Source organism: Tropicibacter alexandrii, from assembly GCF_003667315.2.
Lineage (GTDB): Bacteria > Pseudomonadota > Alphaproteobacteria > Rhodobacterales > Rhodobacteraceae > Tropicibacter > Tropicibacter alexandrii.
In genome coordinates, this window is the sequence record NZ_RCTZ02000001.1 from 472,695 (window position 1) to 496,273 (window position 23,579).

The following is a 23,579-nucleotide window of genomic DNA, read 5'->3' on the forward strand; positions in this document are numbered from 1 at the left end:
AACCCAGACGCAGCCGCCAAAGAATTCCCGATTTCCGCCGCGCGCGTGACGGAATCCTGTGGCATGACTGGTGCATCGACAGGAGGCCATCGTCTTGACCCGATTCACCCTGGTCACACTCGGGATCTGCGCCCTGCTCGCCGCAGCGATGCTGTGGGGCGGTGTCTGGCCTGCGCTGGCGCTGGCCTACATGACCGTCTTCGCCTTTTTCATGGACAAGATCTCGGCCCTCGCACAGGTCGATCATCCGGGGCAGGAATTCCCCTCGGGCAATGCACTGTCGGTCACGCTGGGCCTGCTGCATTTTCCGCTGCTCTATGGCGGGATCGCGGCGCTCACCTCAAGCGACACATTAACAGCGACCAATAAGATACTGCTATTCATAACACTTTCCCTTTTCTTGGGACAGGTCAGCAACTCCAACGCGCATGAGTTGATCCACCGGTCGCCGCGCGCTCTGCGGCGGCTCGGGATGGCCGTCTACAGCGCGGTTCTGTTCGGTCACCATGCCTCGGCCCATGTGCGGGTGCATCATGTGCACGCCGCGACCGACCGCGATCCCAACAGCGCACGCATGGGTGAAAGTTATTACGCCTACGCCCCGCGCGCCTGGATCGGGGCGCTGCGCGAGGGCTTTCGGGCCGAAAACCGGTTGCGCAAGGGGCACGGGCTGCACCCCTATCTGTGGTACGGACTTGGGGCGCTGACCTCCTTGGCCATTGCCTATGCCATCGGTCAGACCGAGGGCGCGCTGTGGCTGCTGGGCCTGTCCGCCTATGCACAGGCGCAATTGTTGCTGTCGGACTATGTTCAGCATTATGGGTTGCGCCGGAGCGAGACGGACGGGCGGACTGAACCGGTCGGCCCGCAGCACAGCTGGAACGCGCCGCAGGGCTTTACCTCGGCACTGATGCTGAACGCGCCGCGCCATTCCGATCACCACGCTCACCCCGCGCGGCCCTATCCCGGCCTTGATCTGGACAGGCAAGCCATGCCGATCCTGCCGCATTCCCTGCCGATGATGGCGGTGATCGCGCTGGTGCCGCCACTCTGGCGGCGCATCATGGACAAACGCGCCCGGAAATGGGCGACCTCACGCGCAGTTTAACCATTCGTTAAATCCTGACCTTGCGCGGGTCTTGGTTTATGCCACCTTAAGCGCATGAAACAGATTCTCGCCCTCGCGCTTTGCGCGCTCGCCCTGCCCGCCGCCGCCGCCGAACCGATGTCCGCCGCGGAATTCGAGGCCTATGTCACCGGCAAGACCCTGTATTTCGGCATGCAGGGCCAAGCCTACGGGGTCGAGGAATACCTGCGCGACCGCGAGGTGCGCTGGTCCTTCCTAGACGGCAAGTGCAAGGACGGCTTCTGGTACGAAGAGGCCGGGCAGATTTGTTTTGTCTACGACGACACGCCGGAACCGCAATGCTGGTCCTTCTTCAAGGAAGGCAGCGGGTTGCGCGCCGTGTTCGAGAACGATCCGGCCTCGACCGTGCTGTACGAAGCCAACCAGAACGACGAGCCGATGGTCTGCATGGGCCCCGATGTGGGCGTCTAGACCGCCGCGATTCCCTGCCGGATGTAATCGCAGAGCGCGTCGATGATCGCCCCCTTGGCCTTGCCCGCGTAGAGGTTGATCTGCTGGGTGCCGAGATCGGGCAGGATGCCGTGATCGACATGGCTCAGATATGGCGCGATATGCCCTTCGAGACTGGCGGTGACCGCAAGATCGGCGCTGACGGAGGCCTCGATGGTGCGGTCGCTTTCGGAGTCGACCGCCAGTTCCCAAGCCCAGCCCGCCGCGTCCAGACGCCGCAGCGCATCCTCGCGAAAGCCGCAATAGCGGCAAAACGCAACGCGCAAGGGCCGCCCCTTGCAGGCCTGCCCGTCCGGCGCGCCGACCCAGCGCAGCGGGACCTCCAGCAGGGTTTCACCCTCGGGGCCAATGCCCGGCTCTGTCGTCAGGATCACGTCGATGGCGCCGCGCGCAAAATCCGCCTTCAGCTCCTTGGTGAAGGAGCTGACAAGCTGCACCTTCACCCGTGGATGCGTGCGCCCCATCTGCTGCAGGACGCGCGGAATGACCGGGTAGACGATGTCGACCGGCACGCCCAGCACGATCTCACCCTCCCATTTCTTTTCGGTCAGCTTGCCATAGGCCTCGTCGTTCAGCTCGACCATGCGCTGCGCATAGGTCAGCAACTGCGCACCTTCGGGCGTCAGCGATACGCCGCGCCCGGACCGGTCCAGCAGCTTCAGCCCCAGCATGTCTTCGAGCCGTTTCAACTGCATCGACACGGCGGATTGCGTCAGGTTCAGGAACCCGGCGGCGCGCGTCACGCCCCCGGATTGGGCAACCGCCACGAAGGAGCGAAGGGCTGTTACATCTAGATTTCGCATGAATCACGTTCCGTGATGGATGGGATAAAGAACATTCGTTTCACAAATCAATCATGAAGGCGCAGATACATCAACATCAAACATGCTTACAGCAGCATTCATCACAAACCGTGAAGGAATACATCATGATCCGTGTTGCCCATCTGGTCGCCGCCCCCCTCGCCCCCGTCCTGCGCCTGCGCGCCCGCCTTGCATCGTGGCAAAGCCGCCAGCGGCTGGCCGATCTCGATCCTGCGGCGCTGCGCGACATCGGCTTGACCCACACACAGGCCGCGCGCGAAGCCGCCCGTCCGCTTTGGGACGCCCCCGATCACTGGGCGCGCTGAGGATTTGCGGTATCTCCTTACCATTGCTGCATATTCAGGCGGTTTTGACGCCTCCGCGCGTCGATAAGTCCTTGAAACGGGCCCTGCATCTTCCAATATGTTGTCCTGTAACCCGCGCGCGCGTCGCGCGGGCGCAACAGGGTTTATACGGAGGCTGCAATGGCAGAATTTGACACAATCCGGACCGGTGGCGTCGCAGGCGCCCGCGCGGCCCAGATTGACGCGGGGCTGCGCGCCCACATGAACAAGGTCTACGGCACCATGTCCGTCGGCATGTTCATCACCTTTCTGGCCGCATGGGCCATCGCGGGGCTGGCCGTCACCAGCGATCCCAGCGGGGCAACTGCACAGATCGGTGCGAACAAGTACCTGACGGGCCTTGGTGAAGCGCTGTACCTCTCGCCGCTGAAATGGGTTGTGATGCTGGCGCCGCTGGCCTTCGTCTTCTTCGGCTTCGGCGCTGCGATGAACCGCCTGCCCGCCGCTGGCGTGCAGACCGTGTTCTACATCTTTGCCGCGCTGATGGGCGTGTCGATCTCGTCGATCTTCCTCGTCTTCACCGGCGAGTCGATCATTCAGGTCTTCCTGATCACCGCCATCTCCTTTGCCGGTCTTTCGCTGTGGGGCTACACCACGAAGAAGGACATTTCCGGTTGGGGATCGTTCCTGATCATGGGCGTGATCGGTCTGGTCGTCGCGTCGATCGTCAACATTTTCATCGCGTCGAGCGCGATGAGCTTTGCGATCTCGGTGATCGGTGTGCTCGTGTTTGCGGGCCTGACCGCCTATGACACGCAGAACATCAAGAACACCTACATCCAGCATGCCCAGCACGGGGATCAGGACTTCCTCGGCAAGGCGGCCATCATGGGCGCACTGAGCCTGTATCTGGACTTCATCAACATGTTCATGATGCTGCTGCAACTGTTCGGCAATCGCGAGTGATCGCAGCCGCATGGCACGTGGAAGGCCGGTCCAAGTGACCGGCCTTTTTTCATGCCGACCGCCTTTTCAGGCACAGACGGAAACCTGCCGTGCCGCTGCCCCTCTGCGCCGTGCACTGGGGCACCCCGGGCTCGGTAGCCGGTGACAACCCGCCCCGCATCGGTGCAGGACGGCCAGCCGGCAGAGGTCTTCGCACCCAGCCGGATCAATGCCGCCCGGCCCTCTCCTTCGAGCGCAGAAAATTTCCCCGAACGCATGGTATCTTGCTACCCTTGCGCGAGCGGGAGGGACAACCATGCCGAAGATCACACAGGACGACGTGCGCCGGGACAGCGGTGGCGACGCTCTCGGCGCTTTCGAGGCGCTGCTGTTCAGCGATAGCGGGGGGCTGACGCAGTTCGGCGCCTTCGTCGAGATCCTCTCGCCCGGGGCGGCCAGCAGCCATGCCCATTGGCACGAGGAAGAGGACGAGATGGTCTACCTGCTGGAAGGCGAAGTCACCCTGATCGAAGGCGACAGCGAACACGTCCTGTCGCCGGGCGATGCCGCCACCTTTGCCGCGGGTGCGCCGGTGGCCCACCGGCTCGAAAACCGCTCGGATGCACCGGCGCGCTACATGGTCATCGGAACGCGCGCCCCGCGCGACCGCGTCCACTACCCCGGACAGGACAAGGTGCTGCATGTCGAACGCAAGACCCAGGAACGCCGCTGGGCGACGGAAACAGGCGCACCCACCGACCCCCTGCCCACCTGAGCCACGCCATTCCAAGGCTTGCCCGGGCGGGCATTTGCGGGAAAACTGATACCCATATTAGCGGTCATATTCGTAACAAGGACATTGGACATGAATCCGGAACACAAGGCAGAAGACCCAAACACCATCAAGGGCCAGCATGCCGCCTGCTGGGGCGCGAGCGAACTGGCCGGGCAGGTGCCGATCGTCGGCAAGCTCGGCAGTGCGGCGGTCAACCTCGTCTGCGGCCAGAGCGAGCGCAAGAAGGAATACCAAGAGGTTCTGCCGCTCTTGCGCCACCAGATCGCGCAGGAGAACCCGCATATGCCGACCGTGCTGCGCTTTGCGGCAAAGCTGACCTCGACCGCATCCTTCGGCGCTTGCCGACACAATTTCCGCCGCCACTACATCGACGGCAAGACCAGCGGCGATATCACTTCAGTGGATGCGGACCGCGTTGCCAAGCTGCCCCCAAACCCCGACGACATCATGTACGGCTTCTGGTAGGCGCGCACCGGCGCAACGCAAAAGGCCGCCCTGCGGATGCGCAGTGCGGCCTTGGGTCGTCCAGTAAGGGCAAGATTACTTGATCTTGCCTTCCTTGTATTCGACATGCTTGCGCGCGACCGGGTCGAACTTGCGAACGGTCATCTTCTCGGTCATGGTGCGTGCGTTTTTCTTCGTCACGTAGAAGTGGCCCGTACCCGCGGTCGAGTTCAGGCGGATCTTGATGGTGGTCGGCTTCGCCATGGTCTGTCTCCCAAACGAGGGCGCGGCGCGCCTCACGTGAAATCTGTATGAAGCCCGGCTTTTACCCGGACCTGTGCCCGAGTCAACACCCAAGGCGGATTCTTTTGCGTGGAAGGCCTGTAAGCCGGATTCTGTCCCCCCGCAAGCGGGATCGACGACCATTCATCTAGGCCATGTGTTGCCACATGGCTCCTGCTGCCAACCCGGACCTCTCGGGCCAAAGCCGCCCTGTGCCGATATCCCGCAGGCGGGATCGAGACGCACGCGAGGTCCCTATTTGGCATTGCTCCCGGTGGGGCTTGCCATGCGGGCCATGTTGCCATGCCCCCGGTGGGCTCTTACCCCACCGTTTCACCCTTGCCTGTCGGCGAACCGAAAGGCGGTCTGTTTTCTGTGGCGCTATCCGTCAGGTTGCCCTGCCCGGGCGTTACCCGGCACCGCTGCTTTGTCGAGTCCGGACTTTCCTCTCCCCTGTCGGGCAGCGGTCGTCCAGCCTTCCACGCGAGCGCCTGTAAAGCCCGCAACGGGCGCGAGGTCAAGCCGGGAACCGTGCGACCACCACGGGCGCCCACCCGAGGAGGAGGGCGCAGCCCGACCGACGAGACATCGAGCGTGCGCAGCACTCCGCGTGGCAACGGCCTAGCGCAGCAGCAGCGGCCGTTTCATCCATGACCGCAAGGCTGCGCAGACCTGCTCCGGCGCCTCCAGCGTGGGGAAATGCGCGACGCCCTCCAGCACCGTCAGTTCCGCCCCTGGAATCAGTTCCGCCATGAAGCTCTGGCGTTTCACCGGCGCCCGGACATCCTCGGCGCCGCTCAGGATCAGGACCGGCGCATTGATCCGCCGCAGGTTGGCCTGCTGGTCGCGCCGTCGCTGCAGCGCACGGCTTTGCCGGACGAAGCAGTCCGGCCCCTGCCCCAAGGCCATGTCCTCGACAAGGGCGAGGATCTCGGCCCGCCATGGGCCGGGCATTAGCAGGTCGGAATGGTATTCCTCCCGGATCACCTGCGCATATTTGCCGGCCCGGACACGGATGATCCTCGGATCCCGCTCGGCGGCCTGCTGGGGCGTTTCCGGCAAGGGCGTCGTCGACATGAGGCACAACCGCGTGACGCGGTCGGGCGCCCGCCGGATCACCTCCATCGCGACGATCCCGCCCAGCCCCCAGCCCGCCAGCGCGCAGCGTTTCGGAAGCACGTCGAGCACATTCGACGCGATCTCCTCGATCCGCTCCCCTTCCGAGACAGGTGCCACCATGACCGCGTGATCGCGCGACAGGTCGGCGATTTGCGGCCCGTAGAGGCGCGCGTCACAGACAAGTCCCGGCAACAAGACCAGCGGTTCACGCATGCGTGCCCTCGATACCTGTCACCGCTCGCCCCCGCTGCCGCATCGCACCCTGTTTCACAGGTTTCACATGCATCGATAGGTGACAGAGTTTTCCACCAAGGTGAAGGGGCACACCAAAAAACCGGCGCGACCCTGCCGCGCCGGTTTCACGAGGGCGGAATGCCACCGTCAGTTCGTCCGGATCTGGTCCCAGAAGACACCCAAGTGCTTTGACACGATCTCGCTGTAGCGGTCGCTTTCCTTCAGCGCCGCGAGGCCTGCATTGAAACGGTACAAGAAGGTCGTGCCGCGCCAGTGCTTTTTCGAGATGATGACATGCAGCCCCTCGACCGAGAGCGGCTTTTCCAGCGGCACGATCTGCCCGCGCAGCCCCATGGTGTTGATCGTCTCGGCACCGAGAAAGACGTTCAGCGTCACCGCATCCACATTGCCCGCCTGCAATTCGCGGAAACAGGCCTCGGGGTCGTCCGCCTGCACCAGCGTGATCTTGCCCTGCGACAGCCATTGCCGGTCGGGGCGGTCCAGATCGTGGGTGAAATAGCCCTTGGGGCGGCACAGCCGTTTGCCCAGAATGTCCGCGTCGCTTTCGTAGGTGAAGCCCGATCCTTCCCGCACGAAGAGCAGGATCAGGATCTCGACCAGCGGGTCCGAGAAGTGGAAATTCGCGCAGCGCTCGTCATCCGGGGTCTGGTCGCAATCGGGCTTGAGCCACGGGAACCCCATGTCGAATTCCTTGGCGTCGAGCTTGGGGAACAGGTGCTTGGACCAGTCGTCCTCCCAGTCGATCGAATAGGTCACCGGCGCGGGCGTGGCCTCCATCGCGGCGTTGACCAGTTCGGTCACCATGCCCTGCCCCGGCCACTCGCGGTCGGTGAAGGGCGCATAGTTCGAGCCGGTCAGCAGCTTGAGTTCCGCATTGTCGACGCGCAGCGGCGTGGCGTCAGCCTGCTGGCTGCCCGGCTCGCAGGGGATCTTCAGCACGTCGCCGGGGGCGACCTGAAACACCGAAGCCTGCAGCTTCGCCTCGTTCGCGTAATAGATCAGCGTCCACTTTTCCGGGTCGCCATACGCCCCTTCCGCGATGGAAAAGACCGTATCCCCGGCCTTGACCAGATAAGCGTCATTGGCGCATTGCGCGCTGGCCTGCGCGCCCAGCGATGCGAACAGCGCGGCGACCAGTCCGGCCGCCGCCTTCCTCCAGATGGGGCGCATCGGTCAGAGCCCCGCCCAGATCGAGGACATGTGCTTGTCGATGACCTGCAGGTATTCGCCGCTGTCGCGCATCTTGCCCAGCCCAGTGTCGAAGGCTTCGATCAGCGCCTCGGCGCGCGGGTTGCTGCGATGGGCGACGGCGTGCAGACCCTCGATGGCCAGCGGGCGCGACAGCTGCAGTTCGACCGCGTCGGCAATCCCCATGTCCCGCGCCACGATGCGGCCGGTGAATTCGTTGATCGCCACCGCGTCGGCGCTTCCCGCCATCAGACGGACGAAGCAGTCCTCGGCCTTGGCGGGCTGTTGCAGCCGCGCGCCGACCTTGGCGAGATATCCCGCCGACTGTCCCTTTGCATCGTGGCCCTGCGGCGCGCAGACGCGCAGGCCCGCCAGATCATCCTCGCCGGTATAGCTGACGCCCGCGCCCTTTGCGGTGAACAGCACGACCAGCATCTCGAACATCGGTTCGGAATAGAGGTAATCGGTGCAGATCGGCGCGTCACCCAGCGCGCTGCAATCGGGCTTCTTCCATGGGAAGGCGAGATCGACCATGCCTTCGCTCAGCATCGGGTCGAGATGCACGTTGCGGTCGTTGACCCAGTAGAACTTGTGCTGCCCGGTGCTGTCATCGGCGACGAAGGCGCGGTTCACGAGATCGGAAATCATCCCGGAATTCATCAGCAGACGGTTGGTGAAGGGCTGGAAATCGTCGCCCGCCAGCAATTTGACATCGACGCCTTTCTTGCGTTCCGTCGCGGCGCGCTGGCGCTGCGCGAGGTCGGCGGCGGCATCGAGCTTGGGCTCGGCGGCGACCTTGGTGATCTCGGCAATGGGGGTGCCGCCCTCAAGGCCCGTGGGCAATCCGCCGATGCAGGGCATCCGATAGGTCTGGCCGACGCGGATCGCATCCGGGCTGGAAATCTTGTCCATGTTGGTGCGGTAGATCGCCGTCCACTGCCCCACATCCTTGTAGAGCTTGTCGGCAATCAGCGACAGCGAATCCCCCCGCTGCACCTTGTACATCCCGCCGCAGGTCTCCTGCGCCGCAACCGATGCAGCGCTGCCCACCAGCAGCCCTGTCATCAGCACCAAGCTTCGTGCCGTCATATGTCCGTCCCCCAAAGTGATTTCGGTAAAAAATCGCCTATGTTGTGGGATCGGTCAACCTTGCCGCCACAAGATGTGCTTTGCCCCATATCTATCAAGGGTTTCGAACCCGGCCCCAAGGTCTGGCGCAGAGGGCATTTCGACTTATCCACAGAATCGGAGCGCGGAATCCCGCCGATCGCGCCAGATATCGGGGGGGATCCCCCGCGCGACACCACGGCTTGGGTCCTGCTGCCGAGCCGCTCCGAGCGGCCTCACGCGGGCGGGCGGAGACCCCGAAACGGTGGAAAATCGGCATACGCCGCCGCGCGCCCGTCCGGCGCGGCGCGACCGTCCTTCAGCAGCGTGCCCTTCGGCGCGATGTAACTGTCGATCCGCCGCAGCGGATCGGGCCGCCACGCGATGTTGAAGGCGCAGAGTTTCGGAAAGAACCAGATTTCAGAATAGTCGAGGTGGTCATGCAGCCACCACGCAAGGTCGCGCCAGTCCCGCCCCCGCGCGTAGCGGTCGGCGAACCACGGGATCACGATCGACGCCCCCGCGACAGGCCGGTCGGGCAGGTCCCAGATATGGCATTCCAGCGGATAGTCGTTGCGCGCACAGTTCAGCTTGTGCGCATTGCCAAAGGCATTCAGCCGGGCAGACCGATATCCGGAGCGCACGAAGATGCGCCCAAACGTCTCCTCCAAAGGGTCCAGCAAGGTCGTGGCGAACGCACGTCCACGTTCAAGCGCCAGATCAGGATCGTCCGGTATGTTGCTGATCTCGTGAAAGTTTCCGATCTCGGAATACAGGAATTCCCGCATCCAGAAATGCCGCGACAGGCGTTCCCGCCCCAGCGTTTCCAGCGACCACATCGAAGCCGGGCGTCTCATGACGCCGTCACGCCCCGTACCCCTCCCAGCGAAACTCGCCATTCGGCCCGAGCCGCGAGAACGGGTTATGCGCGATCTCCCAGACATGGCCCTCGGGATCTGCGAAATAGCCGATATGCCCGCCCCAGAACACGTCATGCGCCTCGCGCAGAACCGTTCCGCCAGCGGCGCGGGCGCGGTCCAGCAGGGCCGCAACATCGGCCTTGTCGCGCACATTATGGGCGTAGGTCGCCGCCCCCGTCCCGAGACGGTCCACCGGCACCCCCATGTCACGCGCCAGATCGTCCAGCGGGTAAAGCCCCAGCGCCTGCCCGACCAGATCGAAGACGACGATCCCCTCGGGTGTCTCGACGCGGGTCCAGCCCAGCGCACCGTAAAACGCGCTCGCCGCCGCGACATCGCGGCAGCCCAGCGTGATCAGGCTGACCCTCTGCTCCATCGTGCTCATAGCTGCTTCGCCCAGTCGAGGACCCTTGCCGCCATGGGGTCGGTCATGCCCGGCGAGACGATCCGCCCGGCGATCACGTGATGGCTGGGATCATCGTCCGGGCCGGTCTGGACCTCGTGAATCTCCGAGGCCGCGCCCCATTGCTCTGCCACGACGCGGGTGCGTCGGTGATCCACGGTCGCATCCTCCGGGTCGAAGACGAACAGCGCGGGCGTCTTCATCGCGCCGTAATCCAGCTTCAGCGCCGCCTCGACCACCGCGCCCATGGGCAGGACCGCCTCGATTGGATAGCGCGAGGTCCAGTAGCGCGCGTGATCCTCCGACACCGGCTGCCACGACCGTTCCGGCCCAGCCACGTAGCGCAACCATTGGCGTGCAAAGGGCAAGGTCATCACCTTGGTGTTCATCGCCCGCACCTTGAAGTTCGGCGAGACAAACACCGCCCCGTCCACCCGCTGCCCCATCTCTTCGCTCAGCGCCAGCGCCGTCAGCGTGCCGCCCGTGGAACAGCTCATGACTAGCACCCGCTCACCGATGCGATGGCCCACCGCCAGCGCCTCGGCCATGTCGGTCATCCACGCCTCTGCCGTGGCCTCCGCCATGGCGGGGCCGTCGCGGCCATGGCCCGTCAGACGGGTAAAGACGATATTCGCGCCCAGACCTTCGGCGACGATGTCGGGCAAGGGGCGCAATTCCTCGGAACTGGCGGAAAAGCCGTGGATATAGACCACCGCCCAAGGCGCGCGCGTCTCGGGCGCACCGGCCCAGATCACGCGCTTTTCCTCGTTCGGACCGACATTGTCGAACCGCGCTTCCTGTCTGGCGAACCAGGCAGCGACACCATCGTCCAACTGGTTGGCATCAAAGCGGATATCGGTCACCACAGGCTCTCGCGGGCCAAAGGCATAGGCCGCGCCGCCCGCCACCACGAGCCCGGCCAGAGCCCAAAGCCATCCCGTCATGCCAGCACCTCCGAGATGGCGGTTTCGATCAGTTTCAGACAGGCCGGATCGGAAAATCGATGGTCGCCCCCCTTGACCAGCGTCAACCGCACATCCGCGCCGTCGATGTGATCCAGCAAGGCCAGCGCGGTCTCGCGCGACACGGCCTCGTCCTCGGTGCCCTGCAACAGCCGCACCGGCCAGCCCATCGGCAGGGGCGCGCGCAGAACAAGGTTCTCGCGCCCGTCCTCGATCAGCTTGCGCGTCACGATATACGGGTCCTCATAGGCCGAGGGCAGCGCAACGCCCCCCTCCTCCATGACCCGGCGCCGCTGGTCCTCGGTGAAGCCGGCCCAGAACCCGTCCTCGGTGAAATCAGGCGCGGCAGCGATGCCGACAAAGCCCGCCACGTCCAGCCGCTGCGAAAGGATGCTGGCAATCCAGCCGCCCATGCTGGACCCCACCAGAACGACCGGGCCCTGCCAGACATGACGGATCACCAATTCGGCATCAGCCGCCCAATCGCCGATGCAGCCCTCCTCGAACACGCCGCCCGACTGGCCGTGACCGGAATAGTCCAACCGCAAGAAGGCCCGTCCCCGCGCCTCGGCCCAAGGCTCCAGATGGACCGCCTTGGTGCCCTCCATATCCGAGCGATAGCCCGACAGGAACACGATGCACGGCCCGTCGCCGGGGGTGAACGCATATGCCAGCCGCCCGCGCGGCCCGTCGAGAAAAGCAACCTTTGCCAAGACATCCTCCCAGTTCCGTGCCCCGACCATACCGATCCACACGCCCCCGCCAAGGGCTTCTTTGGTCCCCAAATACCTCGGGGGAGCGCCGAAGGCGCGGGGGCGGAGCCCCCTTCGATGGCCATTACGTTACCCTATTGTCACGTGACTAAAAAATCACGTATAAGATTTTCCATGGACGTCATCTTCAAAGCCCTCAACGACCCTGCCCGCCGCGCGCTTCTGGATAGCTTGCGTGCCAAGGACGGGCAGACACTCACCGAACTGGAAGAGCAGCTGGATATGACCCGGTTCGGGGTGATGAAGCATCTCAAGGTCCTCGAGGACGCCCATCTGGTCACCACGAAGAAGGTGGGCCGGTTCAAGTATCACTACCTCAACCCCCTGCCCCTGCAGGAGGTGATGGACCGCTGGCTCCATCCCTTCCTAGGCCCTCAGGCGCAGGCCCTGTCCCGATTGAAACAGACCTTGGAGCAACAGCACATGAAACCCGATCTCGTTCTCTCGACCTATATCGACTGCAGCCATGACGCCCTGTGGGACGCCCTGACCAAGGGCGACCTGATGGCGCAGTATCACTTTGCCTGCGACCGCATCACCGGCGTACATGAAACGCCCGGCGACAGCATCGACATGATGTTCCCCGGCAGCGACGGCGTCATGTTGTCGAACACGCTGATCTCCATCGACCCCAAGTCCCGCATCGAAATGAGCTTTGCGCCCGGCTGGGAGGAGAACGCCCACATCTCGCGCTGCATCTACCTGCTGGAGCCGCAGCCCAAGGGCATGAAGCTGACCGTCGAGCATTACGAGCTTGGACCCAATGACGGCAATGTCAACGATGGCTGGACGCGGTTCCTCGCCTCGCTCAAGAGCTGGCTGGAAACGGGCAGGACCGCACGGTTTCCGATGACGGCGGCCTGACCGCGCCACATGCACCCGCGTCCACCTTGGCAGCTGCGCCACCAAACGCGGGTGCAATTTTCTTCGAAGAAAATTGTAAATTCCTTTCAAGGAATTTGGGCGCGCGGGTTCAGCCGTCGGCGCTTTGGGCAAGGACCCGCGAAACCACCGTCAAGCCCTGCCCGCTCTGTTCCATCCACGTGTTGAAGGCCTCTTGGACAGCGCCCCACGCCTTCTTCGAAGAAGGCGCCTTGTCCACGATGCCCTCGGCTGTCAGCCGGGCGACGACCGATCCGGACATCAGGTACGAATCCCGCCCCATCATCCGCAAGGCATAAGCGCCGGTATTGCCGCCCAGCCGGGACCCGTCCTTCTTGAGGACCTCCAGCAGCGTCGCGAATTCCCGTGACGGCCAGTCCCCGACCCAGCGGCCAAAGCTGCCATGCTCGGCCGACACCCGCTGGATCAGGGTCGCGTTTTCCTGAACGGCGCGCACCTTCGGCGCGCTTCGGATGATGCGCGGATCGGACATCAACGCCTCGAACCAGTCCTCGGCCATGAAGGCGCAACGCCCGATATCGAACCGGTGAAAGGCATCTTCGATGCCGGGCCACTTGGTCTCGACGACGGTCCACGAAATGCCCGCCTGAAAGATGCCCCGCGCCATCTGCGCCAACCAGCGGTCGTCGGGAATGGCGGCAAGTTCATCGGCGTCGAGCACCGTCGGCACGTCATCCAGCACCGCGATCCGCCCGCCCTTGCGTGCCGCCGCGATGTCGAGGATCTCGTCGTATGTGCGCATCATGCCTCTCCTTGTCCCGCGAGGCAGTCAAGGCCTAGCGCTCGACCTCGTCAAGCCCCAGTGCCAGACCCGCCCCAAGGATCGCCAGGACGGCAAAGCCGGTCAGCGCCGCAACGGGCCCGATGACGGCGAGCGCGCCGCCCACGGCGCCGGTCAAAAGAAGCAGCGTGCCGATCAGGGTGTTGGCCAGTGCCGCGTAGCTCGATCGCGCGTCTTCGGGGGCCATGTCGACGAGGTAAGTCGACCGGCCCTGTCGCACGCCATGATAAGCGATCATCAGGCCGAAGAGCAGCGCCGGGATCACCCAGGCCGCTTGCAGCCCCGTCACCGATGCGCCCACCGCCAGCCCCATGAACACCGCGGCGACCACGCCCGACAGAACCAGCACCCAGCGCGAGGACCGGTCCGCGAACCGCCCCCAGACATAGGAACTGACGAATGACGCCGCCGACGAGGCCAGCACCAGCGCGCCCAGCCCCTGAAGCGCGGACTCCCCCGGCGTCAGCAGAACGAAATACGGTGGGGCCAGCGCGGTGACCGTCAATGCGCCCCGCGTCGCGATGAAGCGGCGGAACTGCGGATCGCGTTTCAGCGGAGACAGGTCGAAGGCGGGTGCGTCCCGATCCGCGCTTTCGGGCTCGTCCAACGTCGAGAACACCGCCGCGGCCCCCAGCCAAAGCGCAGCTGCCAAGGCGATGGCAATCACCACTGGCCCCACGTCCTGCCCGATGCCAAAGATCAGCAACCCCGCAAAGACCAGCACCGCCAGCGACGAGGCAGACCCAGCAACCCCTGTCACCGCGCCACGGCGCGTCTTGGCCACGGTCTTGCCTTGGATGTCCTTATAGGACACCGAGCAGGCCGCGCGCCCGATGGAAAACACCACAAGCGCCGCCGCCATGGCGAGACCCGCGGCCATGCCGCTCAGCGTCAGGGCCGCAAGCACGATGAGCGCCGCCATTATCCCCTGCACGACGCTGCCAGCGACCCAGAACCACTTCCGCTGCGCCATCGCGCGCAGGCGCCCGGCCATCAGGATCTGCGGCAGCAACGCGCCCGCCTCCCGGATCGGCACGAAGGCCCCGGTGATCGCCGCCGGCACGCCCAGCGCGCCGCCCAGCCAGCTGAGAACCAGCTTCGGGTCGATCAGGCCATCGGCGATCTTGGTCATCGACAGGCTGACCATGTGGCGCAGCCCGTTATGGGCTTCGCGCCGGTCGACATCCTCGGCCCCGGCGAGTTGCGCGAAGATGCGGGTCGTGTCGTCTGTCATACGTCTCTCCTGTTCTGCGTTGATCGAACCTAGTGCGATTGGCGCAGGCTCCCAGTGGGGCGCGCGCAAGGCCGTTCGAACGGCCTTGAACCAATCGCCTTGCAAGGCGATTGCCACGCGTCTTCGAAGACGCGTTTCCAAGGCGCTTCGAAGCGCCTTGCCGCCCGCGCTTGACAGCGCCGCGCGGCGCTGCCTAGAAGACCGCCGTACCACATACCCGCAACCGGGCGCTTGGTAGGCGCCAAACCGACGAGGAGCACGGCCCATGGCCCAAGTTTCCCTGACATTTCCTGACGGCTCGAAACGCGACTTCGACAAGGGCGTGACCCCGGCCGCCGTGGCCGAAGGGATTTCGAAATCCCTTGGCAAGAAAGCCATTTCCGCGTTGGTCAACGGCGCGCATTACGATCTTCAATGGCCCATCGAGGCGGATGCCGAAATCGCCATCAACACCATGGCCGATGACGCGCCCGCGCTAGAGCTGATCCGCCATGACTGCGCCCATATCATGGCCCGCGCCGTGCAGGAGCTTTGGCCGGATGTGAAGGTCACCATCGGCCCCGTCATCGACAACGGCTGGTACTACGATTTCGACCGGGCAGAGCCGTTCACGCCCGAGGACCTTGGCGCCATCGAGAAGAAGATGCGCGAGATCATCAACAAGCGTGACCCCGTCCGGACCGAAGTCTGGTCGCGCGCCGATGCCATCGCGCATTACGAGGCCAATGGCGAGCACTACAAGGTCGAACTGGTCAACGCCATTCCCGACGATGGCCAGCCGATCCGCATGTATTGGCATGGCGACTGGCAGGACCTGTGCCGTGGCCCGCATCTGCAACATACCGGGCAGGTCCCCGGTGACGCGTTCAAGCTGATGAGCGTGGCCGGCGCCTATTGGCGCGGCAATTCCGACAACGCCATGTTGCAGCGCATCTACGGCGTCGCCTTCAAGAACAAGGAAGACCTGCGCAAATACCTCAACATGCTGGAAGAGGCCGCCAAGCGCGACCACCGCAAGCTGGGCCGGGAGATGGACCTCTTCCACATGCAGGAGGAAGCGCCGGGCCAGATCTTCTGGCACCCCAATGGCTGGAAAATCTACACCACGCTGCAGGACTACATGCGCCGCCAGCAGCAAAAGGGCGGCTATGTCGAGGTGAACACCCCGCAAGTCGTGGACCGCAAGCTGTGGGAAAAATCCGGCCACTGGGAGAAGTATCAGGAGAACATGTTCATCGTCGAAGTGGACGAGGAGCATGCCCGCGAAAAGGCCGTGAACGCGCTCAAGCCGATGAACTGCCCCTGCCACGTGGAAATCTTCAAGGTCGGGCTGAAATCCTACCGCGATCTTCCACTGCGCATGGCCGAGTTCGGGTCTTGCGCGCGGTATGAGCCCTCGGGCGCGCTGCATGGCATCATGCGGGTACGTGGCTTCACGCAAGACGACGCGCATATCTTTGCGACGGAGGAACAGATTGCATCCGAGTGTCAGAAGTTCATCGACTTCCTGTCCGAAATCTACCGCGATCTGGGCTTTGCCAAGTTCGACATCCTGTTCTCGGACCGCCCCGACATGCGGGCTGGCAGCGACGAGGTCTGGGACAAGGCCGAGGGGGCGCTTCTGGCCGCGACCCGCGCCGCCGGGATCGAGCCCAAGATGAACCCCGGCGAGGGCGCGTTTTACGGCCCCAAGCTGGAATTCTCGCTGACCGACGCGATTGGCCGGGTCTGGCAATGCGGCACCTTCCAGGTGGATTTCGTGCTGCCGGAACGGCTGGACGCCACCTATATCGGGCAGGACGGGGCCAAGCATCGCCCGGTGATGCTGCACCGCGCCTGCCTTGGGTCTTTTGAGCGCTTCATCGGCATCTTGATCGAGGAACACGCGGGCAAGCTGCCCTTCTGGCTGGCCCCGCGTCAGGTGGTCGTCGCGTCGATCACCTCGGACGCGGATGCATACGTGGCCGAGGTCGTCGATGCGCTGGTCAAGGCGGGTGTGCGCGCCGAGGCCGACGTGCGCAACGAAAAGATCAACTACAAGGTGCGCGAGCACAGCCTTGGCAAGGTGCCGGTCATCCTTGCCGTGGGTCACCGCGAGGTCGAGGAGCGGACCGTCTCGGTAAGGCGTCTGGGCGAAAAGCAGACCTCGATGGCAACGCTGGACGATATCGTGGCAGAGTTGAAGGGTGCCGCGACACCTCCGGACTTGAAATGAGACTCTGGTAGGATGGGTTTGAACCCATCCTACATGGGACGCGACAGGGCGGCCTCGGGGCCGCCCTTTTTCATGTCCGGGCTGTTACAGACCTGACAAGGCGCGTGAGCCCGGCGACTTTGGCCCGGTTTCAATGGTTCAAGCCTGAAACATTTTCGTAAATTCGCCCGCGATGCCGCACGGCAGAATGTTTCAGAGCGCCTCAAGATGCCGAAAATCACGGGATTTTCCGCTCACCAACCACTGGCGATCCCTGACAGCACCGTGATGCACGTCCCCGTGAGTGGCGGCTTTTCGCCGACGCCGACAAGTTTGGATCACCGCTGGTCGAGACATCCGGCGGCAAGCATTCAACCCTCGCAAGACGAAAGGACATCCCATGTCGAAATCCCTCAAGACAGCCGCCATCCTCGGTGCCTTTGCCGCCAGCTTTGCCGCCGGTGGCGCCCATGCCATGGATCAGGAAAAGTGCTTCGGCGTGTCGCTGGCCGGTGAAAACGGTTGTGCGGCGGGCCCCGGCACCACCTGCGCCGGCACCTCGACCGTCGACTACCAAGGCAACGCATGGACGCTGGTCGATGCCGGCACCTGCGCCGAGATCGAGCTGCCCGCGATGGCCGACGGCACCCCGCGCATGGGCTCGCTCGAAGAACTCGACCGCGACCTGCCGATGTCGTGACGACTGCAAAGTAGGATGGGTGATCACCCATCCTACCCCCTGCCGGAGGCCAACATGTTCGACCAATCCCATAGCCTGCCCGCCGCCCCGGGTGTCGGCTACAAGCCGCAGCACTACAGCCAGATCATGGCCGAGGCCGCCCCCGTCCAATGGCTGGAAATCCACGCCGAGAACTACATGGGCGACGGCGGACGCCCGCTGGCACAGCTGCGCAACCTCGCCACGCAGTTCCCAATCTCTGTGCATGGTGTCGGCCTATCGATCGGGGCCCCCGCCCGCTCGACCTCGATCACCTTGCGCGCCTCGCCCGTCTCATCGGCTGGTTGAACCCCGCCAGCTTTTCCGAGCACCTCGCCTGGTCCACCCATGACACGGGCTTTCTCAACGACCTGCTGCCCCTGCCCTACACCAAGACCACCCTGACCCGCATCTGCGATCACATCGATCAGGTCCAGTCGACGCTGAACCGCCGGATGCTGCTGGAAAACCCCTCCTCCTATCTCGCCTTCGCCGAAAGCACCTGGGCGGAGCCCGACTTCCTGCGCGAGATCGCCCGCCGCACCGGCTGCGGCCTGCTGCTCGACGTCAACAACATCTTCGTCTCCGCCACCAATCTGGGCTTTTCGCCCCAAGACTATATCGACCGCTTCCCCCTCGACGCCGTGGGCGAAATCCACCTTGGCGGGCATGACGATGACACCGACGATCACGGCGCGCCGCTTTTGATCGACAGCCACGGGCGCGAAGTCGCCGATCCGGTCTGGGCTTTGCTCGATCACACGCTGGCGCAATCGGGCCCGCGCCCGATCCTGATCGAATGGGACACCGATGTGCCCGACTGGCCAGTGCTGCGCGCCGAAGCCTTGCGCGCCGCTCAAGCCCTCTGCGTCGGAGCCTGACATGACCACCGCGACCGAAGACGCCTTCCGCATCGCCCTGCTGGACCCGTCCAGACCGACGCCAGAGGGCTTGACCGATGGCGCAGGCCGTCCCGCCGGCCGACGCTATGCGGTTTATCGCAACAATGTCGCCGTCTCGCTGCGCGAGGCGCTGGAGGCGGGTTTTCCCGCGATCCGCTCGCTGATCGGCGCGCAGAACTTCGCCACCACGGCCCAGATGTTCTCGCGCCAATGCCTGCCCGACACGCCGATGATGTTCCGCTATGGCGCAGGCTTCCCGGAGTTTCTGGAAACGGTGCCACAGCTGCACCATCTGGGCTACCTGCCTGACGTGGCGCGCTTGGAACTGGCTTTGCGCGAAAGCTATCATGCCGCCGACGCCGCTCCGTTCGATCCGGCCAGCCTTGCGGACCTGACCGAAGCGCGCCTCGCCACCCTGCATCTGCCCATCGCACCGGCCACCCGCGTGGTGTCCTCGCCTTGGCCGATCCACGCGATCCACCGCTTCGCGCTGGAGCCGGGCGCGCCCAAACCCCCGGCCCACGCGCAAGACGTGCTGATCGCACGACCCGATTTCGACCCGGTGCCGCACCTGCTGCCCGCCGGAGCGGCGAAGATGATCCGCGCGCTGCTCCGAGGCCAGCCGCTGGCAGCGGCCGTGGACGCCGCCCCGGACGAGCTTGACCTGCCCGCCACCCTGTCGCTGCTGGTGACCAGCGGCGCCTTGGGCCACCCGAAAGGACCCCACCAATGACCCTGCCCCAAAGCCTTGCCCCCTCATGGACCGCAGCCACCCGCCTGCTGGACCGCGCGGGCGACGAGATCCTGCCGCTGCTGGCGCGCTTTGCCTTTGCGGCGACGCTGCTGGGCTATTTCTGGGCCTCTGCCAAGACCAAGCTTGGCGACGGCCTCCTTGGCCTGTTCCAGCCTTCGCTCAACGCCTATGCGCAGATCTTTCCACGCCAGATGGAGGCGCTGAACTACGATGCCAGCCAGCTGGGCCTCTTTCACTGGGCGGTGGTGATGGCCGGGACATGGGCCGAGTTCATCCTGCCGCTGCTGATCGTGCTGGGCCTTGCCACGCGGGTGTCGGCCCTCGGCATGGTCGGTTTCGTCATCGTCCAAAGCCTGACCGACCTGTACGGCCATGGCGGCATCGCCCATGTCGAGACGCTTGGCGCATGGTTCGACCGCATCCCCGATGCGCCGATCCTCGATCAGCGGCTGTTCTGGATGCTGGTGTTCACGACCCTGATCCTCAAGGGGGCCGGGTCGCTGTCGCTCGACGCGCTGGTCAAACGGCGGTACCAGCCGCTGCCGCATACCGCTTGAACGGCGGGCGGGGCCGTGCCCCGCCGCCCTCAGGTCAGAGCTGCCTGAACATCCTTGCCCCAGCCCAGCCACATCTCGTCACCGCGCGCAATCAGGGGCCGCTTCATCAAGGTCGGATGCGCCGCCAGCAGGTCCAGCGGTGCGGACGCCCGCTCGGCCTCGCCCAGCGTCTGCCACGTGGTCGACCGCGTGTTCACCAGCGCCGCCCCGAAGCGGTCATACGCCTCGCGCAGGACCGTCTCAGGCACGCCATCGCTGCGCACGTCACGCAATTCCGCGTCCGGCAGGGCCTTCAACGCCTTGCGGCAGGTGTCACATGTCTTCAGACCATAAACGATCATCTGTTCCCCAATTCCCCTTCATGGCAGCGCCCAACGCCCGCTCTCCGGGCATGCGCCGTTAACCATTTTCACATAAATGAACCGGACCTGTAACACGATGCGGTTTTTCTTGATTTTCGCAAGACGCGCCAGAACGCTTTTGTCGTGACCCTCGATGATCGGTCGCAGCCGGGTGTGCCTTGCCCGGCGCGATCCCGAAAGGCGGCGGTGACGGGGTGGCCTCACCCGACATTGAGGCCAGAACAAAGGACTTGGAAAGGAGCACGGGGATTATGCCGAACGGCACCGTGAAATGGTTCAACACCACCAAAGGCTACGGGTTCATCGCCCCGGAAGAAGGCGGCAAGGATGTGTTCGTTCACATCTCGGCTGTCGAACGCTCGGGGTTGACGGGCCTCGCCGACAACCAGAAGGTCAGCTACGAATTGCGAGAGGGCCGCGACGGACGCCAGATGGCATCCGATCTCAAGACCCTCTGACCCGATTTTCGGCATTTCAGCCGGGCCGCCTGTGCGGCCCGTTTTTTACGCCTCGTTCAAAGGTCTGAAGCAACAGTTAAGATTGCAGGGACTTCCGGCTTCGCATTCGGGGTCAAACTGCCTAGATTGATCCGTGGGGGCGCTGCAACAGGGGCAACGCCATGAGTAGAGTCGCAAATTTCGAAGCCGCACCGGCGATCCCGTTCAAGGTCTATGCCGCGGTCGGGGCCATCGTGGCCACCGCGGTCATCGTCGGCGGGGCACAATTGTTGCCGCCCTTGACCGGCGAGCCGGTCGATTATCGCCACGTCTCCGACCGCGCCACCATCCACCGGGTCGATGAGCGCGCCTTTTGCCAAGAGACGATGCAGGGCGTGGATTGCGGATGTTTCTCCTACCAAGCCTCGGCGATCTTGCGGGCCGACGCGCCGCGCATTCGCGGGCTTGCCTATGCAGACAAGTGGGAACTCGCCGTCGCGCAAGCCGGAGCGGCCTGCCGTCGCTAGGCATTTGCCACGAATTGTAAGTACTTGTGAGGCGCTTTCGGGCGCCTTTTGTGTCACCATGGCCGGGCTTTTCGATGTTGGGGGACATCATGAAACCGGAACATATCGCCTCGGCCGGTGTGCTTGTCGCTTCGGCGCTTTTGCTGATGGCCGTGCAGACGGTGCCACCCTTGACGCAAGTCAGCGTGCCACCACCGCCACCGCTGGACGCGCGCGTGCTGACCGCGCGGATGGATGAGGCCGCCTATTGCCGCGACCACCTGTCCGGCGTCGATTGCACCTGTTTCGCCTATCGCGCCGGGCTGGTGCTGAACGCGCCGCGCGACCCGCTGCCATGGCTGACCTATGCGGATCGCTGGGAATTGGCGCTGGGGCAGGCCCGCCAAAGCTGCGCGGTCGGGCTCTGACCTCAGGCCTCTTGCAGGCGTTTCGCCTCTTGCCCCGCAAGCGCGATCAGCCGCTGCATGTAGGGCTTGTCCAGATCCTCGGTCCGCGTCGCCGCATAAAGGCGGCGCGTCAGCCCCTGCTCGGTCAAGGGCCGTGTCACGTAATCCGAGCTGTATTTGACCTCGCGCACCACCCAGTCCGGCAGCACCGACACACCGCGATTAGAGGCCACCAACAGCAGGATCACCGCCGTCAGCTCCACCTGCCGGATCGCCGCCGGTTCGACCTTGGCGGGCGTCAGCAACTGGCTGAAGATATCCAGCCGCGCCCGGTCCACGGGATAGGTGATCAAGGTCTCGCCCCGGAAATCCTGCGCCTCGATAAAGGCTTTCTGTGCAAGCGGATGCTGGGCTGAGGCCACGAATACCGGCGCATAATCAAACAGCGGGGTAAAGGTCACGCCGGCCAAGTCCTCGGGGTCCGAGGACACGACCACATCCACCTCTTCCTTCATCAAGGCGGGCAGCGCGTCGAAGGCCAGACCCGGGCGGATGTCCACATCCACATCCGGAAAGCTCTTGCGAAAGCCTTCGAGCACCGGGAACAGCCATTCGAAACAGGCATGGCATTCGATGGCGATATGCAGGCGGCCCGACGACCCGTCGCGCAGCCCCATGAATTCCGCCTGCACCGCCTCGACCTGCGGCAGGATCTGCTCGGCCAGCCGCAGCAGCCGCGTTCCGGCCGCCGACAGGCGCATCGGTTTCGACCGCCTTATGAAAAGTTCAACCCCGGCCTGATCCTCCAACCCCTTGATCTGATGGCTGAGCGCACTTTGCGTGATGTTCAGCACATCCGCCGCCTTGGCCACGCCGCCATGATCGTGGATCGCCTTGATGGTCCGCAGGTGGCGGAATTCGATATGCATACGCACCTCATGTTAGTGATGAGATTTATGAGTTTGTCTCACCATGCTGCATGTGCCACATAGGGTTCAAGACGGAAAACACACCGGATGTGTCGCAAAGCGACCCCGAGCACGAAAGAGATGATCATGAAACGCCCCGAGATTTCCTTTGAGTTCTTTCCGCCCAAGAATATCGAGGGCACGTTTCGCCTGTGGGACACCACGCAGGTTCTCGCCCCGCTCAAGCCGCGCTTTGTCTCCGTGACCTATGGCGCGGGTGGCACGACCCGGGACCTGACCCGCGACGTGGTCGGCACCCTGCACAAGCATTCCGGCCTGCGCACCGCCGCCCACCTGACCTGCGTCGACGCCACCCGCGACGAGACGCTGAAGATCGCGCAGGATTTCGCCGCCGTGGGCGTCACCGACATCGTCGCCCTGCGCGGCGACCCGCCCAAGGGCTCGAACGGCTTCCAGCCCCACCCCGACGGCTTTGCCAATTCCGTCGAACTGATCGAGGCGCTGGCCGAGACCGGGCAGTTCACCATCCGCGTCGGCGCCTATCCCGACAAGCACCCCGAAGCGGCCACCGCGCAAGCGGATATCGACTGGCTCAAGCGCAAGATCGACGCTGGCGCCACCGAGGCGCTGACCCAGTTCTTCTTCGAGGCCGAGACCTTCTTCCGGTTCCGCGACGCGGCGGCGAAGGCGGGCATCGACCAGTACATCACCCCCGGCATCCTGCCGATCGAGAACTGGAAGGGCGCGCGCCGCTTTGCCGAAGGCTGTGGCACCTTCATCCCCGAGTGGGTGGCCGAGGCGTTCGAAAAGGCCGAGCGTGACAACCGTTCCGACCTGCTGGCCACGGCGATCTGCACCGAGCTGTGCACCGACCTGATCGAGGGCGGCGTGGACAAGCTGCACTTCTACACGCTGAACCGCCCGGAACTGACCCGCGACGTGTGTTTCGCGCTGGGGGTCACCCCCGAGGTCAAGCTGGAAAACGTCGCCTGACGC

28 protein-coding genes, 1 other RNA gene and 1 pseudogene are annotated in these 23,579 nt (G+C 64.4%); 16 read left to right on the forward strand and 14 right to left on the reverse strand.

Annotated elements, in window-relative coordinates; genetic code table 11:
* Positions 1–94: 94 nt before the first annotated feature.
* Positions 95–1,108, forward strand: a complete 1,014-nt coding sequence (locus tag D8Z78_RS02305; RefSeq protein ID WP_240671967.1) for an alkane 1-monooxygenase — start codon at positions 95–97, stop codon at positions 1,106–1,108.
* Positions 1,109–1,162: 54 nt separating this feature from the next.
* Positions 1,163–1,558: a hypothetical protein gene (locus D8Z78_RS02310; protein WP_121632213.1), complete on the forward strand. Its 396-nt coding sequence runs from the start codon at positions 1,163–1,165 to the stop codon at positions 1,556–1,558.
* On the opposite strand, the gene D8Z78_RS02315 is transcribed toward D8Z78_RS02310, so the two are convergent.
* Positions 1,555–2,400 (reverse strand): LysR family transcriptional regulator, encoded by an 846-nt coding sequence (locus D8Z78_RS02315; protein WP_121632215.1) that lies wholly within the window; start codon positions 2,398–2,400, stop codon positions 1,555–1,557. The genes D8Z78_RS02310 and D8Z78_RS02315 overlap by 4 nt on opposite strands.
* A gap of 125 nt (positions 2,401–2,525) precedes the next feature.
* Between D8Z78_RS02315 and D8Z78_RS02320 the strand changes: the two genes are divergently transcribed.
* From D8Z78_RS02320 to D8Z78_RS02335, 4 genes are all read left to right on the forward strand, one after another.
* Positions 2,526–2,726, forward strand: coding sequence for a DUF1127 domain-containing protein (locus tag D8Z78_RS02320; protein ID WP_121632216.1), 201 nt, complete (start codon positions 2,526–2,528; stop codon positions 2,724–2,726).
* Between the two features lie 159 nt (positions 2,727–2,885).
* Entirely contained in the window at positions 2,886–3,671 is a 786-nt protein-coding gene (locus tag D8Z78_RS02325; protein ID WP_121632218.1) for a Bax inhibitor-1/YccA family protein, read from the forward strand.
* Between the two features lie 295 nt (positions 3,672–3,966).
* On the forward strand, positions 3,967–4,425 hold the full coding sequence (locus tag D8Z78_RS02330; protein WP_121632220.1) for a cupin domain-containing protein: 459 nt from the start codon (positions 3,967–3,969) through the stop codon (positions 4,423–4,425).
* Between the two features lie 90 nt (positions 4,426–4,515).
* The gene (locus tag D8Z78_RS02335) at positions 4,516–4,911 is read left to right on the forward strand and encodes a hypothetical protein (protein ID WP_121632221.1); all 396 of its coding nucleotides are present in this window, start codon (positions 4,516–4,518) and stop codon (positions 4,909–4,911) included.
* Between the two features lie 75 nt (positions 4,912–4,986).
* Here the strand turns inward: D8Z78_RS02335 and rpmG are convergent, their stop codons facing one another.
* The 9 genes from rpmG to D8Z78_RS02380 all read right to left on the reverse strand — a co-directional run bounded on the left by rpmG (position 4,987) and on the right by D8Z78_RS02380 (position 11,839).
* Positions 4,987–5,154 carry a 50S ribosomal protein L33 gene (gene rpmG / locus D8Z78_RS02340; protein ID WP_076622039.1) on the reverse strand — a complete coding sequence of 56 codons (168 nt, stop codon included), beginning with the start codon at positions 5,152–5,154 and terminating at the stop codon, positions 4,987–4,989.
* Positions 5,155–5,258: 104 nt separating this feature from the next.
* An RNA gene (rnpB, locus tag D8Z78_RS02345) (RNase P RNA component class A) lies at positions 5,259–5,655 on the reverse strand.
* Between the two features lie 138 nt (positions 5,656–5,793).
* A complete protein-coding gene (locus D8Z78_RS02350; protein WP_121632223.1) occupies positions 5,794–6,504 on the reverse strand; it encodes an alpha/beta fold hydrolase in 711 nt (236 codons plus the stop codon).
* Positions 6,505–6,672: 168 nt separating this feature from the next.
* Complete coding sequence (locus D8Z78_RS02355; RefSeq protein ID WP_121632224.1) at positions 6,673–7,716, reverse strand: transporter substrate-binding domain-containing protein; 1,044 nt, start codon at positions 7,714–7,716, stop codon at positions 6,673–6,675.
* Positions 7,717–7,719: 3 nt separating this feature from the next.
* Positions 7,720–8,823 carry a LysM peptidoglycan-binding domain-containing protein gene (locus tag D8Z78_RS02360; RefSeq protein ID WP_121632227.1) on the reverse strand — a complete coding sequence of 368 codons (1,104 nt, stop codon included), beginning with the start codon at positions 8,821–8,823 and terminating at the stop codon, positions 7,720–7,722.
* 254 nt (positions 8,824–9,077) lie between these two features.
* On the reverse strand, positions 9,078–9,680 hold the full coding sequence (locus D8Z78_RS02365; protein ID WP_121632228.1) for a hypothetical protein: 603 nt from the start codon (positions 9,678–9,680) through the stop codon (positions 9,078–9,080).
* A gap of 25 nt (positions 9,681–9,705) precedes the next feature.
* A complete protein-coding gene (locus D8Z78_RS02370) occupies positions 9,706–10,137 on the reverse strand; it encodes a VOC family protein (protein ID WP_121632246.1) in 432 nt (143 codons plus the stop codon).
* Between the two features lie 5 nt (positions 10,138–10,142).
* Positions 10,143–11,108 (reverse strand): alpha/beta hydrolase, encoded by a 966-nt coding sequence (locus D8Z78_RS02375; protein WP_121632230.1) that lies wholly within the window; start codon positions 11,106–11,108, stop codon positions 10,143–10,145.
* Positions 11,105–11,839: an alpha/beta hydrolase gene (locus tag D8Z78_RS02380; protein ID WP_121632248.1), complete on the reverse strand. Its 735-nt coding sequence runs from the start codon at positions 11,837–11,839 to the stop codon at positions 11,105–11,107. The genes D8Z78_RS02375 and D8Z78_RS02380 overlap by 4 nt, the downstream gene beginning before the upstream one ends.
* A 174-nt stretch (positions 11,840–12,013) precedes the next feature.
* Here D8Z78_RS02380 and D8Z78_RS02385 point away from each other — a divergent pair, with 174 nt between their 5' ends.
* A complete protein-coding gene (locus D8Z78_RS02385) occupies positions 12,014–12,763 on the forward strand; it encodes an ArsR/SmtB family transcription factor (protein WP_121632232.1) in 750 nt (249 codons plus the stop codon).
* A 109-nt stretch (positions 12,764–12,872) separates the two neighbouring features.
* Here D8Z78_RS02385 and D8Z78_RS02390 read toward each other — a convergent pair whose 3' ends face one another.
* Entirely contained in the window at positions 12,873–13,544 is a 672-nt protein-coding gene (locus tag D8Z78_RS02390) for a DNA-3-methyladenine glycosylase I (RefSeq protein ID WP_121632233.1), read from the reverse strand.
* Between the two features lie 34 nt (positions 13,545–13,578).
* The gene (locus D8Z78_RS02395) at positions 13,579–14,817 is read right to left on the reverse strand and encodes an MFS transporter (protein ID WP_121632235.1); all 1,239 of its coding nucleotides are present in this window, start codon (positions 14,815–14,817) and stop codon (positions 13,579–13,581) included.
* A 265-nt stretch (positions 14,818–15,082) separates the two neighbouring features.
* Between D8Z78_RS02395 and thrS the strand changes: the two genes are divergently transcribed.
* From thrS to D8Z78_RS02420, 5 genes and pseudogenes are all read left to right on the forward strand, one after another.
* Positions 15,083–17,032, forward strand: a complete 1,950-nt coding sequence (gene thrS, locus D8Z78_RS02400) for a threonine--tRNA ligase (RefSeq protein WP_121632237.1) — start codon at positions 15,083–15,085, stop codon at positions 17,030–17,032.
* Between the two features lie 379 nt (positions 17,033–17,411).
* The gene (locus D8Z78_RS02405) at positions 17,412–17,711 is read left to right on the forward strand and encodes a BufA1 family periplasmic bufferin-type metallophore (protein ID WP_121632238.1); all 300 of its coding nucleotides are present in this window, start codon (positions 17,412–17,414) and stop codon (positions 17,709–17,711) included.
* A gap of 54 nt (positions 17,712–17,765) precedes the next feature.
* Positions 17,766–18,610: pseudogene (gene bufB, locus D8Z78_RS02410) on the forward strand (MNIO family bufferin maturase).
* A 1-nt stretch (position 18,611) separates the two neighbouring features.
* Positions 18,612–19,364, forward strand: a complete 753-nt coding sequence (locus tag D8Z78_RS02415; protein WP_121633648.1) for an HvfC/BufC family peptide modification chaperone — start codon at positions 18,612–18,614, stop codon at positions 19,362–19,364.
* Entirely contained in the window at positions 19,361–19,942 is a 582-nt protein-coding gene (locus D8Z78_RS02420; RefSeq protein WP_121633650.1) for a DoxX family protein, read from the forward strand. The genes D8Z78_RS02415 and D8Z78_RS02420 overlap by 4 nt, the downstream gene beginning before the upstream one ends.
* A 29-nt stretch (positions 19,943–19,971) precedes the next feature.
* Here D8Z78_RS02420 and D8Z78_RS02425 read toward each other — a convergent pair whose 3' ends face one another.
* Entirely contained in the window at positions 19,972–20,283 is a 312-nt protein-coding gene (locus D8Z78_RS02425; RefSeq protein ID WP_121633653.1) for an arsenate reductase family protein, read from the reverse strand.
* 272 nt (positions 20,284–20,555) lie between these two features.
* On the opposite strand from D8Z78_RS02425, the gene D8Z78_RS02430 reads away from it, so the two are divergent.
* The 3 genes from D8Z78_RS02430 to D8Z78_RS02440 all read left to right on the forward strand — a co-directional run bounded on the left by D8Z78_RS02430 (position 20,556) and on the right by D8Z78_RS02440 (position 21,675).
* Positions 20,556–20,762, forward strand: a complete 207-nt coding sequence (locus D8Z78_RS02430; RefSeq protein ID WP_121633655.1) for a cold-shock protein — start codon at positions 20,556–20,558, stop codon at positions 20,760–20,762.
* Between the two features lie 161 nt (positions 20,763–20,923).
* Positions 20,924–21,268 carry a hypothetical protein gene (locus D8Z78_RS02435; protein ID WP_121633658.1) on the forward strand — a complete coding sequence of 115 codons (345 nt, stop codon included), beginning with the start codon at positions 20,924–20,926 and terminating at the stop codon, positions 21,266–21,268.
* 89 nt (positions 21,269–21,357) lie between these two features.
* Positions 21,358–21,675 (forward strand): hypothetical protein, encoded by a 318-nt coding sequence (locus D8Z78_RS02440; RefSeq protein ID WP_128910589.1) that lies wholly within the window; start codon positions 21,358–21,360, stop codon positions 21,673–21,675.
* 2 nt (positions 21,676–21,677) lie between these two features.
* Here the strand turns inward: D8Z78_RS02440 and D8Z78_RS02445 are convergent, their stop codons facing one another.
* Positions 21,678–22,583: a LysR family transcriptional regulator gene (locus D8Z78_RS02445; protein WP_121633662.1), complete on the reverse strand. Its 906-nt coding sequence runs from the start codon at positions 22,581–22,583 to the stop codon at positions 21,678–21,680.
* Positions 22,584–22,709: 126 nt separating this feature from the next.
* On the opposite strand from D8Z78_RS02445, the gene metF reads away from it, so the two are divergent.
* Complete coding sequence (gene metF / locus D8Z78_RS02450) at positions 22,710–23,576, forward strand: methylenetetrahydrofolate reductase [NAD(P)H] (protein ID WP_121633718.1); 867 nt, start codon at positions 22,710–22,712, stop codon at positions 23,574–23,576.
* The last annotated feature ends 3 nt before the right edge of the window (positions 23,577–23,579 follow it).